The sequence below is a fragment of the Akkermansia sp. UNK.MGS-1 genome (assembly GCF_000980515.1).
GTDB classification, from domain to species: domain Bacteria; phylum Verrucomicrobiota; class Verrucomicrobiia; order Verrucomicrobiales; family Akkermansiaceae; genus Akkermansia; species Akkermansia muciniphila.
In genome coordinates this window covers 13,880-30,093 of record NZ_LBCB01000014.1, presented here as the reverse complement: position 1 = coordinate 30,093, position 16,214 = coordinate 13,880, and the positions used below count along the sequence as shown (strand labels likewise).

Sequence of the window (16,214 nt, the reverse complement as noted above, 5' to 3'; positions counted from 1 at the left end):
TTTGGAATTCCATGTTTTCAACGGGAACCGGATGTCCCTGGTGTATCAAATTTTTTCTTAAATTATTCTTCTTCAATATTAAGGCTTGAACGCGGATAATAAATCCGCTGTCCATTATTAAACAATCCTGCTGTCCAGATCGAACACCTGGCCGGAAGCCGCCGTAAGAACATCCTGTAAAAACAGGATAAACGCCGCAGCCTGTTCCGGCGTATTCAACCGGTTCAAAACATGCCGGGACAAAGCCGCCTCTTTCACGCTATCCCGCAGCACGGCCGTCATCTCCGTCAGCATGAACCCCGGCAACACCAGATTCACGCGAATCCCATCCTTTCCCCATTCCCGCGCCAGGCTTTTCACCAGGCCCGCCAGAGCAGCTTTGGAAGCGGCATAAGCCGCCTGGGACGGAGCCGGACGGAGCGCCGCATAAGAACCGATCATCACCACCTGACCCTCCCTCTTCTCCCGCACCATGGCGGCGGCGGCGCATCGGCCGCACCAGGCGGCTCCCGTCACATTCACATTCATTACCTCGTCCCACTCCTCCTCCGTCTGCTTCAGGAACGGCCTGTCCCTAGTAATTCCGGCGGCGCAAACCGCCAAATCATACGCGGCATGGCAATCAAACCAGCGGCGTACGGCGGAACGGTCTCCCACATCCAGTGCGGCATGGCTGGGGGCATCCGTCTCCCATCCCGCAGCGGAAAAACATTCCACGATGGCCCGCGCCAAACCGCCGTGACCGCCGCTGATGAACACTCTCCGCATCAAAAAAGTTCCCTCAACGTTAAAACCTCACTTGGGGTCCACCCACCGCCCATACTCCTTGATCAGATCCACCAGCCGTTCCACAGCCTCCTCCTGGGGAATATTGAACTTCACAGGCGTGTGCTTCACATACAGGTTGATCTTGTTCGGCGCGCCGCCCACATAACCGAAATCCGCATCCGCCATCTCGCCGGGGCCATTCACAATACATCCCATCACGGCAATCTTCACCCCTTTCAGATGTTCCGTGGCTTTCCGGATGCGGGCCGTCGCCTCCTGGATATTGTACAGGGTACGCCCGCAGGACGGGCAGGAAACGTAATCCGCCCGCGTCAGCCTCGTTCCCGTAGCCTGCAAAATATTGAATCCCAGGAAAGAAGCCAAACGGGGGTCCGACTCGCCCTGAATCAGCACGGCGTCTCCAATCCCGTCGCACAGCAGGGAGCCGATATTGCGGGCAGCCGTCAGCGGCACGTCTTCCCCGGAAACGGAACCGGGCACCAGCGTATCCTTCAGCAGGATCAGGTGCCTGTCCTCAATACGGGCAGCCAGAAGGCGGAACGCATATACAGGCTCCATAGCCAGCCCGTTCTTCACAGTGACAATAGACGGTTCCGCCAGCTCCTTCAACGGCTCCAGATCGGCATCGCACCGGGGATCCACCTCAATGGCATCCAGCTGCCCCAGGGATAATTCAGGCATCATGTCCCCCATCGCCTCCCGTTCCGTCTGCAGGGCGTAAAACCCGGCATCAGGAACCGCCACGCGCACAGGCTGTTCCCAGCCCAGGCGCACGCCATAACACATCGCCAGCCCACCCTGCCTTTTGGAAAACTTCAGGGGATCATAGCTCAACTCCGGTTCAGGGAAGGAAACCGGGTCATCGGAACGCTCCGACGGCTGGAAAGGATTGGACAGGCGGTAAGCCACGGGCACCTCCCTCACAGCGTCCTCCGTCAGGGAAACGCGCAGGGTATCACCAATGCCGTCCGTCAGCAGGGAGCCGATGCCCACGGCGCTCTTGATGCGGCCGTCCTCTCCGCCCCCGGCTTCCGTCACCCCCAGATGAATGGGATAATTCCAATCCGGCCCCAGGGCGTTCATGCGCTCCACCAGCAATCGGTAAGCGGCCACCATCACCTTGACGTTGGAAGCCTTCATGGAAAACACCAGGGAATGGTAATCCAGGTCGCGGGCAATCTGGGCAAACTCAATCGCGCTCTCCACCATCCCCTCCGGCGTATCGCCAAAGCGGTTCAGAATGCGGTCGGACAGGGAGCCATGGTTGGAACCGATGCGCATCGCGCGGCCATGCTCTCGGCAAAACAGAACCAGGGGCGTAAATTCTTCCCTCAGGCGGTCCAGCTCCTCGCGGTATTCGGCGTCGGAATACTCCCGCACTTCAAACTTCTTCTTATCAACGAAATTGCCCGGATTAATACGAATCTTCTCCACCCATTTGGCAGCCTCCATCGCGGCATCCGGCTTGAAGTGGATATCGGCCACCAGAGGCACATGGCAGCCGGCAGCGCACAATTCCCGGGCAATATTCTCCAAATTGGCGGCATACGCCTTGGTCTGGGCGGTCAGGCGGATAATCTCGCACCCTGCCTCCGCCAGCTCCAAAGCCTCCTTCACGCAGGCATCCGTATCCCGCGTATCGGACGTCAGCATGGACTGGATCCGGATGGGATTGGAACCGCCCACCCCCACATTCCCCACCATGACTTCACGGGTTACGCGGCGCGTATATCGATAAGGACTCGGACAATAGGAAGACTGCATGAAACCACTCTACCGCGCCAGATTCCCCTGTCAACCATCCTTCAAAACGGAAAGCCTTTTCCCGCCAATCCGGCCACCGGCAAAAAGGAAACGGCTACGCCCCGCGGATATTGTTCCACGCCAGCATCCCCCCGCACTCAGTCCCTGGCCTATTTCCCTGCCTTCCGGGGATTCCTTCACAGCACGGACTGCACGATAAACAACACGATTGACCCCATATAAACAGCCGCCAGCACCACGGCGGCGCAGCACTGAAACAGCCTGTATCCGCAGGCCAGAACAATCCTCCTGAGCGAGGATTCCGGATGCCGCCGCGCCCACCATGCATACAGCAGGAAGACGGCGGCCGCGCCGGAGGAAAACAGCAGGGAACCTTTCAATAAAGGCGGATAATAATCAAACACCACCCGGTTTTGCCCTTTCAGAAGGCGCACCGCCATCAATTCCCCCACCTTTTCCACAGGCGCCTCCATCCCGTTCCGCCGGACTCTCCATCCCCGGTCATACACGACCGGCACCATGAGAGCCTCCCCTTCCCCGGCATTCAGCGCCACCTCCACATGGCCACCGCTTCCTTTCGCCTCCATTCCGTACTTATCCTGCTCTTTCCCCAGAACCGGAACATCCTGCTCCGGCGTACGCGCCGCAGCCGCCAGAAGGGGCGTCTCCACGGTCCGCAGCATCCTCCCCTCCACCACGGTTTCCCCGGCAACGGCCGCACGCTTCAATTCCAAAACCCCGTTATAGGTGCGGCTCGTTCCTCCGGATGTCTTCTGCGCCTCCGCCATGACGGGCACCGCACATCCATTGACACGGAGTTCCGCCGTATCCGTCTGCGGGAACCCGTACACCGCGCCGGGATATTCCGGAATGTCCGCGCGGTAAAAGGGGCCGCTCATCTCCGTCCTCACTGTTACGGCCTCATAAAGGGGGCCTTCCGCCGATGGGCAGAGCGCGGCGTGCAGGGCATTAAGATTGCTGAACACATCAGCGTTCCCATCCAGACGCAACCCCAGCGCGCCCTGGGGAACTACCAGCCCCCAGCGGGCACCCGGAAGCCTGTATAAATACAGGCCTTCCCGGGAAAGCACGCACTCCATTCCCTCCATGGACCGGGACGCCAGCACAAAACCATGGCCCAGCAGCAAATCGGAAAACAGAGTGCCTCCCTGGCCGTACGTGCGCGTGAATTCATCCCGGTACCCCAGGTTTTTCAGAAAACGGAAATGCCCGATGCTCGTCGTATGCCGGAAATTGCCAATGCCCGGGACAGGCCCCAGGCAATCCGCGTTTTCCACCATCAGGCGATCCCTGTCCTTCACGCGCAGCAAGCCTGAATACCCCTTCATGCCGCGCGCCAGCCATTCCGCATTGAGCGCCTGGACGGAGGCTTTCTCCTCCTCCCCCTGCTTCCAGAACGCGGCAGCCCCTATGGGCAGCCCCAGCATCATCACGGAAGCGATGGACCACGCCAGCCTTTTGCCCTCCACATGCCTCCAGCACAGCCATGCGCATGCAAAAAACAGCAAAGGCAGAAGACGCACCGCAAGATCCGCAGCCGTCATCTTCAGGACAAACAGGGAAAAGAAAAAAGCCGCTATGGGAAGCCCCAGGCTCCATCCCCACCCCCATGGCCGTCCTGCCGGCCCCGGAAGCCTGCCGCCGGACAAAATCCAGGCGCAGAACGACATTACCGCCAGATTGGGAATAAAACCGAACCGGACGGGAAAATCCACGTAGCTCCATAAATGGGCGGCGCGGTGGATGGGCTCGACAAACGCGGGCAAAACGGACGCCGTCAGAAGAAGGATAAACAAACGCCTCCCTCTGTCCGGCGCCGGGGACGCCTGCTTCCCGCAAGCCAAATAAACCGCCGCCAGAGCGGCAAATGACATCCCCGGCAGGCAGGCGTAAAGGCGTTCCAGGAATTTGGGAGGGTCAAACGGCCATGACAACTCAAAAAACGTGGGCGGCGTCATAAACAGGGAGCGCATGGAATCCCGGCTCATTTCCGCCATCGGCAGCCAGTAATAACAAGTGGCCAGCGTCACCGCCGCCGTGTACCAGAACACGCGGGCCAGGCGCACGCGGCGTTCCCGCGTCCCCTTCAGGGGCAGCGTAAAGGCCCACGCGAACAGCCAGCCGGTGACGACGGCCATGAACGCGCTGTACAGGGAGGTAGCCAGCAGGAAGAGGCCGGCGGCATACAGCCAGCCCCTTCCCCCGTTCACCAGCCGGTAAAGGCCCAGGGCAAACAGGGGGAACATGGCGGCATGGTCCAGGAACTGCATGAACCCGTACTTGGTCTGGAAAAAGCCCCCCACGGCATAACCCGCCGTCAGCAGCACGGTCCAGCATACGGGCAGGGAGGGAAACACGCGTCTCAGGAACCAGGAAGCCGTCACGCAGATGCAAGCCACATCCGCCAGCATCACCCAGACCATGTCCTTCAACAGGAAGGAATCCCCCATCGCCACGGCAATCCAGGTGGAGGGGATCAGCAGCTGATGCGGCAGCGTAGGGCTCACCCGGATTCCCGCGCCGCCATTGACATCATAAAAAAAAGCTCCGTCAAACGCTCCGGACATCAGGGCGGAGGCATAATACTTCAAGGTAGGATAAACCAGCTGCCCGTTATCCATATACTCCAGGAAGCGGCCTCCGAAAGGCCAGATCCCCCGTACCGCCAGAAAAAGGAACACCACCGCCAGGGAAAATGCAATGGACGCCAGGGACGTCAATACCGGACGGGAAGAAGCGGATTCCATGGCTCAATCAGCGGACAAACGGTTCAGCGGCCCGGATCAGCCGGAGGGCGCGGGCGCATTCCGCCACGTCATGGACACGGTGAATCTGCGCGCCGTGCAAATGCCCCCACACCGTCATCACGGCGGTGCTCAGCGGCGCGCGGCCCTGCTCCGCATCCCCCAGGACGGCGCCCAGCATGCGCTTGCGGGAAAGGCCCAGCAGCACCGGGCGTCCTGCCACCTGAAGCTTGTCCATGTTGGACAGCAGGGCCAGATTGTGTTCCGCCGTTTTGCCAAAGCCGATGCCGGGATCCCAGCATATCTGCTCCGGTTCCAGTCCCCGCCCCAGCAGAAAATCATAACGTTCCTCAAAATAACCGCGCACTTCCCGCACCACATCCCCATAAGAAGGAGCGTCCTGCATGGTTTCAGGCCGTCCCTGCATATGCATCGCCACCACGCCGCAGCGCGCCGCAGCACACAATTCCGCCATCCCCTCCTCCCGCAATCCGGAAATATCATTAATGACGTCCGCACCCGCTTCCAGCACAGCCGCCGCTACGGCGGCATGGCGCGTGTCCACGGAAATCACGGCATCCGTGCATGAACGGAGTTCCCGCACCACGGGCAGCACCCTGTCCAACTCCTCCTCCGCGGCAACCTCCGCGGCCCCCGGCCTGGTGGACTCCCCCCCTATGTCCAGAATAAGGGCTCCCTGCCGTTCAAGCTCTTTTGCATGGGAGACAGCGCGTTCCGTCGCATAAAAACGCCCTCCGTCGGAAAAGGAATCCGGAGTAACGTTCACAATTCCCATCAGCACGCCTCCGCGCGCCACATCCAATACGTCTCTCCTTACAAGCCAGTTCATCTAATTACGTTCTTGTCAAAGCCACTATACATCACTTTAATAAGTCAGAAACTCTTTTTTCACCATGAAAACAACGCCCCTGCTTCTCTTCATCCCCCTGCTCATGACGTCCGGAGCCCTGGCCGCCGGCCAGGACGATTTCAATGTCCAGACCGCTTCTTCCCGCATGGTCAAACATGAAGACGGTTCCCGCAGCTACTTTGAAAAAACAGGGGACGGAAAAGGGATGAAAAAAACCACTTACAACATCCGCAATGTCCTCGTTTCCGTAACCCTGTACAAAAGAGGGCCTTTTGGAGAGCTGCGCTCCTGCCTGATCTTTGACGGGCAGAAAAACGAACTCTTTTTCGTGCGTTACGGCTACGACGGCAACGCCAACCTGAGAGAAGAGCAAATGTTCGATTCCCGCACCAAGGAACTCGTGCGCCGCTTCCTTTACACTTATGACGCCATGGGCAACCGCAGCAAGCCCGTATGCATCACGCTGGTCAAGAGTACCAAGGACATTGAAACGCACGCCGTGCCCACCGCCCCGGAAAAAGACCCCTTCGCGGACGATTTTAAAAAGAAAAACAAATAAGCTCCGGTCCTTCGGGACGATTCCTCCCCTTCCCTCCTTCTCCGTCTTTCCTCGGGACGCCGAATCTTTATCCCCCGGCCGTTCCGGCGCACGCTCCGCGCAGGAAAATTGCGGACGGTCCTGAAAGGGAGGGCTGCGTTCCCGCCCTTAAAAAAGCCGGACCCAGGGACATTCCCGGAACCGGGCCGCGGAAACACCGCCGCCCGGCATCAATCCGGCGCAGCATGGTCTGTTCAAAGAAGAGGCAGGAACAGTTTTCTAAAAGTCTTCCTATTCTCCATCGCGGGCTTCCAGCCTGTTCCGCCAGCGGCGGGCCACCCAGGGCCGCACCAGCCCGTAAAGCAGATAAATGGAAAAAATGACTGCGGGCATCACCCACGGGAATTTGAAAATGCAGATGACCGCCAGCACGATGAACACAATCGCGTACATCGTCCCCCGCGTGCGCATGTTGATATGCTTGAAGCTGGGATAGACCACCCGGCTCATCATCAGAATGGAGACTCCCGCCATTGCCAGCGCAATCACGTATTTGAAGACGCCCAGGTCCATGGCCCCGTCCGGAGCCCTGCCCGCCAGATACATCACCAGGTACATGGTGGAGACCACGGCTCCCGCCGCCATCGGAACGGGCAGACCCACAAAATCGCTGCTCTGGCCTTCCTTCCGGGGAGCGGCCGCCATGCAATTAAACCGCGCCAGGCGCAGCGCGGCGCACAGCAGATACAGGATGCCGATGCCCCAACCCACCTCCGGAGGGGACAGCTGGAACAGGACGGCCTTGGCTACCAGCAGCGCCGGGGCAATGCCGAAGGAGACAATATCCGCCAGAGAATCGAATTCCCGCCCGAACGGGCCGTCCTGCCCGCGCATGCGGGCAATACGACCGTCAAACAAGTCAAACAAACATGCCGCGAAGATTAAAAAAGTGGCATTCTGATAATAGGAAAAAGCAGCCACAGCGTCGCTGTCCGCCTGGTTGATTCCCTCAAAAATCGTCAGAATGGCGAAAAAACCGCACACCAGGTTCCCTGCCGTAAACAAATTAGGCAAAATGGGAATCTCAGGTTCGTCCGGGAAAATCTTCTTGTCCATGATTGGTGTCCGATAGGGCCCAGGTAAGGGGTTTATCCGTTAATAATATTGCGGGCGGCGGCAGCCAGGGCCTGAGGATCGGCATCCTGCGGAGCGGAACCGCGGGCCTGGTCCGCACGACCGCCTCCCTTGCCTCCGGCAAGAGCGGCAACCTCGCGGATCATATCTCCGGCGGACAATCCGTCCGCAATGGCATCTTTGCCACAATAAGCGCCCAGGAGCAAGGAAGAACTGTCCACGCACAACAGGAAGGCGGCGCCCGCATACTGGCGCTTTTTCAACCCGTTCAGCAGCTCCTGAAGCAATTCCCCGGCGCCCTCCGCCACCTGGATCAGGGAAGAGGGGGCATCGGAAAGCCACTCATTCAGCAGGGCGTCTGCCTTGGCGGCGGACTGCCCGGCGCGGGCTTTTTTAAGCTTCTTCTCCGCATCCAGAGCCGTCTGTTTGAAATGCTCCACGGAGGCGTCGAAACGCGCCAGGGAATCATTTACCGTCCGGATATCGGAAGCCCCCAGGGCCGTCAGCCCCGGCTTGCCTTCAATCGTGGGGACAGGCACCTGTTCCAGCCCCATGTCCGCCAACTCGTAATTGACTTCCTTGATCTTCTCCACCGCCTTGGCGATTTCCAGGCTCTTGGCAACAACATGCTGCCGTATCATTTCCAGAGCAGCGTCCCCAGTCATCGCCTCAATGCGGCGCACGCCGGAAGCGATGGCACCCTCGCTCTTAATCTTGAACAGGCCGATATTCTTCGTATTGGCAATATGAGTTCCGCCGCAGAATTCCATGGAAACCCCGTCCAGCCCATCCCTGCATCCGCCCACCTGGACCACGCGCACCACATCCCCGTACTTGTCACCGAAGAACTGGGCAATCGCGGCATTGCCCTTCACGTCCGCATAGGCGCGTTCCGTGCAGTGCACGGGAAGAGACTCCTCAATCCAGCCGTTCACTTTCTCTTCAATCAGGCGGAGCTGATCCGGAGAAACGGCGCTGCTGTTAAAGTCAAAGCGCAGCCGGTCTTCCGAAACAAAGGACCCCTGCTGGGCCGCATCCGGGCTGACCACCTGATGCAGGGCGCAGTGAAGAAGATGCGTGGCGGTGTGATGCGCCTCAATGCGGCGGCGGCGTTCCGCGTCAATGCTCAAATGCACGCGGTCGCCGGGCCTCACCTCCAGCCCGGGACGGGCCTCCACCACATGGGCTCGGGCATTCCCTATCTGCTGGACGGCCATCACATGGTAGCTTTCCCCGCCGATTTCAATCAAACCGGCATCGGATACCTGCCCGCCCATTTCCGCGTAAAACGGAGTCTTGTCCGTGATGATGAACAGGGAATCCCCCTGGCGGCTCACTTCCAGCACCGTAGCGGCGCATTCGTCCACATCGTATCCCGTAAATTCCGTCACGGCGTCCGTCTTCAAATCCAGGGCGCGCACCACCTCGCTCTTGCGGGCGGCCCGGGCGCGTTCCCGCTGTTCCTCCATCAGCCTGTTGAACCGCTCCATATCAATATCCAGGCCGCGTTCCTCCGCCAGCAGGGCGGTCAGGTCAATGGGGAACCCGTACGTATCATACAGCTTGAAGGCGAACTCGCCGCTCACCTTTCCGGCGGAAGCCGTTTCCGCGTCAAACAATTCCAGGCCGCGGTCCAGCGTCTCATTAAAACTGGCCTCTTCACGGTTCAAAACCTCCTTCACGGTAGCGGCGCGGGCGGCCAGTTCCGGGAACACCTGTCCGAAGGACTCCACCAGCGTATCCACCAGTTCCGCCAAAAACGGCTGGGTAAAGCCCAGGCGGCGCCCATAGCGCACGGCACGGCGCAGAATGCGGCGCAGCACGTAATTACGGCCATTGTTGCCCGGCAGAATGCCGTCCGCAATGGAAAAACTGAGCGTGCGCAGATGATCGGCAATCACGCGGAAGGCAATCGCCTCCTGAAGGGTCCCGTCCTCCGCATCCACCCTTTTGGAACCGGGCGCCGGATACACGTCCGCGTACTTCCGTCCGCTCAAAACTTCCAGGCGGTCAAACAGGGGGCGGAATACATCCGTGGCGTAATTGGACGGTTTGCGGGAAAAATCCTTGAATCCGTTCGTGCACTGCATGATGGAGCACGCGCGCTCAAACCCCATCCCGGTATCCACATGACATGCCGGAAGATTGCGCATGGAGCCGTCGCTCTCCGCATTGTATTGGATAAACACCAGGTTCCATATCTCTATGCACTGGTCGGAATCCTTGTTTACCAGGCTTCCCTTCGTATTCCCCTCCGGGGTCAGGTCCACGTGCAGCTCGGAACAGGGGCCGCAGGGGCCGGTTTCCCCCATCATCCAGAAATTATCCTTCACATTCCCGTGCACGATATGCACGTCCGGGTCCAGCCCTCGGGAACGGAACAGCTCAGCCCAGAAATCCCAGGCTTCCCGGTCAAACTCTCCGGGGTCGCCCTTGCTCTTGTCCGGCGCGTACACGGTGGCGTACAGGCGTTCCGCCGGAAATCCCCACCGCTCCACGACCAGCTCCCAGGCCCAGCGGATAGCTTCCTTCTTGAAATAATCCCCGAAGGACCAGTTCCCCAGCATTTCAAAAAACGTGTGGTGGTAGGAGTCATACCCCACATCCTCCAGGTCATTGTGCTTGCCGCCTGCGCGGATGCACTTCTGGGTATCCGTAGCGCGGGCGGGCGTCCACGGGGGAGTCCATACGCCCAGGAAATACGGGACAAACTGATTCATGCCGGCATTTGTAAACAACAAACCGGGGCTCTGGGGCATCAAAGAAGCGGAAGGCACGACCGTGTGCTGTTTTTCGCGGAAAAAGTCCAGAAAGCTTTGGCGTATCTCGGTGGCGGTCATCATAACAGATAATGGGAAAAGTAAAAGACGCCGGATTATGCCTGTTCTCCCTCCGTTAGTAAATCGCTAATTCCTTCTCCGTCATGCGGGCTCCATTTTTACTTGCAATAAATTATACACACGTATAAATAAAACTATGAAAAAGCTGGTTATCCTCCTGGTTCTCCTTGCGGCGGCAGGAACGGCCGTCTGGCTCATCTACCGGAAAACTCCGTCCGGGCCCGAGGACAAAGCCGTTCTTTACGGCAATGTGGACCTGCGCCAGGTGGATCTGGCTTTCCTCATCTCCGAACGTATTGACTCCGTGCTGGTGGACGAAGGGGACACGGTTGTTCCCGGCCAGAAGCTCGCCACGCTGGAAACGGTGCGGCTCCGGCAGGCCGCGGACGAAGCCCGGCAGATAGCGGAAGCCGCCCGCCAAAACTACCTGCGCGTTAAAAACGGCCCGCGCGCGGAAGAAATAGCCCAGGCGAGGGCAAACGTTCAGGCCGCGGAAGCTACGCTGAACAACGCCGGAATGCGCAGCAAAAGGCTGGAGGCGCTGGCTGCAACAAAATCCATCTCCCGCCAGGAGGCGGACGACGCCGTCGCCTCCCGGCAAGTGGCCGCCGCCAATCTGGACGTAGCCAGAAAACAGCTGGAACTGCTGCTGGCCGGTTCCCGTGAGGAAGACGTAGCCCAGGCGCTGGCCCAGTACAACCAGGCCAAAGCCAGCCTGACCATCAGGGAGCAGAACCTGAAAGACGCCGTGCTCTATGCCCCCGGCAACGGCGTGGTGCGCAACCGCATTCTGGAAAAGGGGGACATGGCCTCCCCGCAGAAACCCGTTTACAACATCTCCCTGAACCATACCAAATGGGTGCGGGCCTACCTCACGGAATCCCAGCTCGGCAAAGTAAAGCCCGGCTTTTCCGCCACCGTGCGCAATGACAGCTTCCCGGACACCGGCTTCAAAGGGACGGTGGGGTTTATCTCCTCCGTAGCGGAATTCACCCCTAAAAACGTGGAAACGCCAGATCTCAGAACGGCACTGGTCTATGAAGTGCGCATCATTGTGGACGATCCGGACAACCGGCTGCGCCTGGGAGCCCCCGCCACCGTCACCATCCCCCTGGACCAGAACGCCGGAACACAGACCCCGGAACAGCCCAGGCCATGACCACGGAATCCCAGCCCCTGATTGACTGCCGGAACGTCCGGAAAATATTTCCGGACTCCGCCGGCGTCCCATTTGCGGCGGTGGACGACGTCTCCTTCCGCCTGTCCGCCGGGGAAATCGTAGGGCTGCTGGGGCCGGACGGAGCGGGAAAAACCACTCTGATCCGCCTCATCACGGGATTGATGAAACCGCATGGCGGGTCTATCTCCGTCCTGAATCTGGACTCCGTGAAAAAAAGCCGGTCCATCCAGGCCTCCATAGGCTACATGCCGCAGAAATTCGGGCTTTATGAAGACCTTACCGTCCGGGAAAATATGGAGCTTTACGCCCGCATGCACGGCGTTTACGGCCAGGACAGGGAAAAGCGCTTCCGCAGCCTGCTCGCCATGACCAGCCTGGAACGCTTCACCACGCGGCTTGCGGGAAAGCTCTCCGGCGGCATGAAGCAGAAGCTGGGCCTGTGCTGTTCCCTGGTCTCCTCCCCGCCCCTCATCCTGCTGGATGAACCCACCGTGGGCGTGGACCCGCTCTCCCGGCGGGAACTGTGGAGCATCCTGAAACAATTCTCCGGAGAGGAAGGCGTGGGGGTGCTGGTCAGCACCTCCTACATGGACGAATCGGCCTACTGCAACAGAACCCTCATCATGTATGAAGGGCGCCTGCTTATGGACGCCCCTCCCGCCGACGTCATCGCCCGGGCGGAAGGCATGTGCGTGACGGTGCGCACGCCGGAGGGGCTGCATGCGCGCCAATTCCAGAGCAGGCTGGCCGCCGTGCCCGGCATCATCAACGCCACCCCGCAGGGGAACACCGTCCGCATCATCGTTCCCCACGGCCACCCCGCACGGAAAAAGCTGGAGGAATACCACCCCGCCCCCGCGCAGCCGGACTTCTCTGACGGCTTCATGACCCTGCTTGCCGACCAAGTGGACCTCGCCCCGCAGGACATCCCCGCCCCTGCCGGAACGCCGGAACCGGAGCGGACGGAAAACGGCGGCACCGTCATCCGGGTAACGGACCTCGTCAGGAAATTCGGCAGTTTCATTGCCGTCAACCACGTCAGCTTCTCCGTCCGCAAAGGGCAGGTCTTCGGCCTTCTGGGCCCCAACGGAGCGGGGAAAAGCACCACTTTCCGCATGCTCTGCGGGCTGCTGCCCGCCAGCGGCGGCACGCTCAATGTGGCCGGGGCGGATCTGCGGACCGCCGCCGCCAGAGCGCGCAGGAAAGTTGGATACGTGGCCCAGAAATTTTCCATGTACGGCATGCTGACCACGCGTCAAAACCTGGAATTCTTCGCCGGAGCCTACGGCATGTCCGGAAAGGAGCGGCAGGAAGCCATCCGCTCCATGGAAGAAGAATTCCACCTGACTCCGTACATGAACGCCCCCGCCGCGCACCTGCCCGGCGGCTACAAGCAACGCCTCAGCATGGCGTGCGCCCTGCTCCACTCCCCGGACATCCTTTTTCTGGACGAACCCACTTCCGGAGCGGACCCCCTGGCCCGGCGCGACTTCTGGCTGCGCATCAACGCCCTGGCGGAAAAAGGCGTCACCATCATCATCACGACGCACTTCCTGGGAGAAGCGGAATTTTGCGATAACATGCTCATCATGATGGATGGAACCACGCTGGCGGAAGGTTCCCCGGACGATATCCGCAAACACGCTCTCCCGCGTGAAGACGGAGCCCCCGCTTCTCTGGAAGACGCCTTCCTGGCCATCACGGAAGAACACATGAAAAAAGGAGGAGAAACATGACCGCCTCCCTCAAAAGAATAGGAGCCCTCATCGTCAAGGAACTCCACCAGGTGGTCCGGGACCCCGGCAATGTGGGCATTGCGGTCATCCTTCCGGCCGTGCTCCTGCTCCTCTTCGGCTACGGCATGAGCATGGACATCAAAAACGTGCGCATCGCGTACCTGGCCGTCCCCGCCTCCAGCCAGTCCACGGACCTGGAAACAAGGCTTACCCTTTCCAGATATTTCCAGACCACGCGCGTCTTCTCTACCCGGGAGGCTGAAGAAAAACTGCGCACCCATGAAGCGGACGCCTTCATCGCCCTGCAAAGCAACGCGCCGGACACGCTCCACAATGGAACCACGAAAGTCCAGATTGTCGTCAACGGAGTCAACGCCAACCAGGCCACCCTCATCCGCAACTACCTTCAGGCCGTCGTCGGCTCCTGGGCGTCTTCCCTGGGCGGGCGGACAGCCCCCGTGCTGGACGTGCAGACGCGCACCCGCTTCAATGAAGCCAACGACAGCCACTACTACCTGGTTCCCGGCGTCATCGTCACCATCATGACCATGATCGGGGCGCTCCTCACCTCCCTGGTCATGGCGCGGGAATATGAACGCGGCACGCTGGAAAGCCTCTTCGTCACGCCCGTGGGCAGCGGAGAAATCCTGGCGGCCAAGGCCGCCACCAACTTCCTGCTGGGCATGGTCAGCCTGGCCATCTCCATGATTTTCGCCGCCTTCGTCTTCGGCATCCCCATCCGCGGCTCCCTCACGCTGCTGCTGGCGGTCTCCGCCTTGTTCCTGATTGTGGCTCTTGGGCTGGGGCTGGTCATCTCCACCGCCGCCAAAAACCAGTTCCTGGCCTGCCAGTTCGCCATCATGGGCACCTTCATGCCGGCGCTCATGCTCTCCGGCTTCCTGTATGACATCCTCAACATGCCCCCCGCCGTCCGGGCCATCACCTGCATCATCCCGGCCCGCTATTACGTCACCCTGCTCCAGACCCTCTTCCTGGCCGGGGATATCCCCTCCGTCATCATCCCCTGCTGCATCACGCTGGGCGTCTTTGCCGTGGCGCTCATGGGCATCGCCCGGCTGAAAGCCCCCAAATCCCTCGAATAACGCCATGGACTTTCTCGTCAGAATAGCCTCCCTCGTCAGAAAAGAACTGCTGGCCGTGCTCAGGGACAAAAAAAGCCGGCTGGCCCTCATCATCCCGCCCATCATCCAGATAGCCATCTTCGGCTATGCCGCCACCATGAACGTCACCCGCGTGCCGTACGCCGTGCTGGACAAGGACGGCGGAGAAGCGGCCTCTCAGTACATCGCGGACCTGGAAGGCACGGGCATCTTCCAGAGGCAGGCCACGGCGGCCACGGAAAAGGATATTGACCGCATGATCGACAACCGGGAAATCGTCGTGGGGCTCACCATCCCCCCGGACTTCTCCCGCAACATTCAGACGGGGAGGCCCGCCTCCCTCCAGCTCATTGCGGACGGGCGCAACACGAACACGGCGGCCATCGCCCTCAGCTATGGCCAGCAAATCGCCTCCGCCTACGGGGCGGATCTGCTCTCCCAAAACGGCGGATCCTCCCCGGTGAAAATAGAATCCCGCGCATGGTTCAACCCCAACCTCATCACCCGCTGGTTCATCGTTCCCGGCCTCATTGCTGTGCTCGTGCTCATCAACTCCATCCTCTCCGGAGCTCTCTCCATCGCCCGCGAACGGGAGGAAGGCACCTTCGACCAGCTTCTCGTCGCCCCGTACACCCCCGGAGAAATCCTGCTCGGTAAAGGGACAGCCTCCGTCATCACCGGAATCATACAGGCCGTCTTCGTAGTGCTGGTAGCCATGTTCTGGTTCCGCATCCCCTTCCAAGGCTCCATCTGGCTGCTCTCCGCCGCCCTTCTGCTCTTCATCGTCACGGCGGCGGCCATCGGGCTGTGCATCTCCTCCTTTGCTCAATCCCTCCAGCAGGCCATTGTGGGAACCTTCCTGCTGCTGGTGCCCATGGTCATGCTCTCCGGCTTCGCCACGCCCATCTCCAGCATGCCGGAAATCTTTCAGAGCCTCACGCTGCTCAACCCCATGAGATACGGGCTGGAACTCATCCAGCGCATCTTTCTGGAAGGAGCCGGCTTCCTGGATCTCTGGCCCCTTTTCGCGGCCATCATGGCCGTTACCGTGGTGGCCGTCCTGGCTGCCGTCTTTTCTTTCCATCACAAAATTTCCTGACACCCCTTCCTTCTCTCCGGAATACCCGGAAACCTCCCTGCCCTGAATTTCCCCGTTTCATATTTTCATCATGCCAATCCCGTCACCGGCATAAAAATACTTGCATCCGGCCCGTTTTTTCTATTCTATTTCTCTCGTTCCTCGGGAACATGGGCTCGTCGTTCAATGGATAGGACATCGGTTTCCGGTACCGACGATGTAGGTTCGATTCCTACCGGGCCTACCAGTTTCAAGAAAAAGGCTGTCTCTCCGGAGACGGCCTTTTTGATTTTATTCCACTCTAAACAAAGCTCTTACGAAATTTCAGAAAACACAAAAACATCTTGAAACATGGTGATACAACTTGCAAAAAGAGCACACTATTGATACCACTAAAT

11 protein-coding genes and 1 tRNA gene are annotated in these 16,214 nt (G+C 59.8%); 6 read left to right on the top strand and 6 right to left on the bottom strand.

What is annotated here, in order from left to right; translation table 11 throughout:
* Positions 1 to 117 precede the first annotated feature (117 nt).
* The 4 genes from WW58_RS08720 to folP all read right to left on the bottom strand — a co-directional run bounded on the left by WW58_RS08720 (position 118) and on the right by folP (position 6,168).
* Positions 118 to 768, bottom strand: coding sequence for an SDR family NAD(P)-dependent oxidoreductase (locus WW58_RS08720; RefSeq protein WP_022198291.1), 651 nt, complete (start codon positions 766 to 768; stop codon positions 118 to 120).
* 27 nt (positions 769 to 795) lie between these two features.
* On the bottom strand, positions 796 to 2,553 hold the full coding sequence (gene ispG, locus WW58_RS08715) for a (E)-4-hydroxy-3-methylbut-2-enyl-diphosphate synthase (RefSeq protein WP_046436957.1): 1,758 nt from the start codon (positions 2,551 to 2,553) through the stop codon (positions 796 to 798).
* Between the two features lie 176 nt (positions 2,554 to 2,729).
* Positions 2,730 to 5,321 (bottom strand): YfhO family protein, encoded by a 2,592-nt coding sequence (locus WW58_RS08710; protein ID WP_046436955.1) that lies wholly within the window; start codon positions 5,319 to 5,321, stop codon positions 2,730 to 2,732.
* Between the two features lie 7 nt (positions 5,322 to 5,328).
* On the bottom strand, positions 5,329 to 6,168 hold the full coding sequence (gene folP / locus WW58_RS08705) for a dihydropteroate synthase (protein ID WP_046436953.1): 840 nt from the start codon (positions 6,166 to 6,168) through the stop codon (positions 5,329 to 5,331).
* Positions 6,169 to 6,232: 64 nt separating this feature from the next.
* On the opposite strand from folP, the gene WW58_RS08700 reads away from it, so the two are divergent.
* Positions 6,233 to 6,748, top strand: coding sequence for a hypothetical protein (locus WW58_RS08700; protein WP_012420424.1), 516 nt, complete (start codon positions 6,233 to 6,235; stop codon positions 6,746 to 6,748).
* Between the two features lie 270 nt (positions 6,749 to 7,018).
* Here WW58_RS08700 and pssA read toward each other — a convergent pair whose 3' ends face one another.
* Positions 7,019 to 7,843, bottom strand: a complete 825-nt coding sequence (gene pssA / locus WW58_RS08695; RefSeq protein WP_022198296.1) for a CDP-diacylglycerol--serine O-phosphatidyltransferase — start codon at positions 7,841 to 7,843, stop codon at positions 7,019 to 7,021.
* Between the two features lie 32 nt (positions 7,844 to 7,875).
* A complete protein-coding gene (alaS, locus tag WW58_RS08690) occupies positions 7,876 to 10,704 on the bottom strand; it encodes an alanine--tRNA ligase (RefSeq protein WP_046436951.1) in 2,829 nt (942 codons plus the stop codon).
* Between the two features lie 133 nt (positions 10,705 to 10,837).
* Here alaS and WW58_RS08685 point away from each other — a divergent pair, with 133 nt between their 5' ends.
* From WW58_RS08685 to WW58_RS08665, 5 genes are all read left to right on the top strand, one after another.
* Entirely contained in the window at positions 10,838 to 11,860 is a 1,023-nt protein-coding gene (locus tag WW58_RS08685) for an efflux RND transporter periplasmic adaptor subunit (protein WP_046436948.1), read from the top strand.
* The gene (locus tag WW58_RS08680) at positions 11,857 to 13,617 is read left to right on the top strand and encodes an ATP-binding cassette domain-containing protein (RefSeq protein ID WP_102734104.1); all 1,761 of its coding nucleotides are present in this window, start codon (positions 11,857 to 11,859) and stop codon (positions 13,615 to 13,617) included. The genes WW58_RS08685 and WW58_RS08680 overlap by 4 nt, the downstream gene beginning before the upstream one ends.
* On the top strand, positions 13,614 to 14,720 hold the full coding sequence (locus tag WW58_RS08675; protein WP_046436945.1) for an ABC transporter permease: 1,107 nt from the start codon (positions 13,614 to 13,616) through the stop codon (positions 14,718 to 14,720). Before WW58_RS08680 ends, WW58_RS08675 begins: the two co-directional genes overlap by 4 nt.
* A 4-nt stretch (positions 14,721 to 14,724) precedes the next feature.
* Positions 14,725 to 15,837 (top strand): ABC transporter permease, encoded by a 1,113-nt coding sequence (locus tag WW58_RS08670; RefSeq protein ID WP_046436943.1) that lies wholly within the window; start codon positions 14,725 to 14,727, stop codon positions 15,835 to 15,837.
* Between the two features lie 151 nt (positions 15,838 to 15,988).
* Positions 15,989 to 16,063: transfer RNA gene (locus WW58_RS08665), tRNA-Arg, on the top strand.
* Positions 16,064 to 16,214 lie beyond the last annotated feature (151 nt).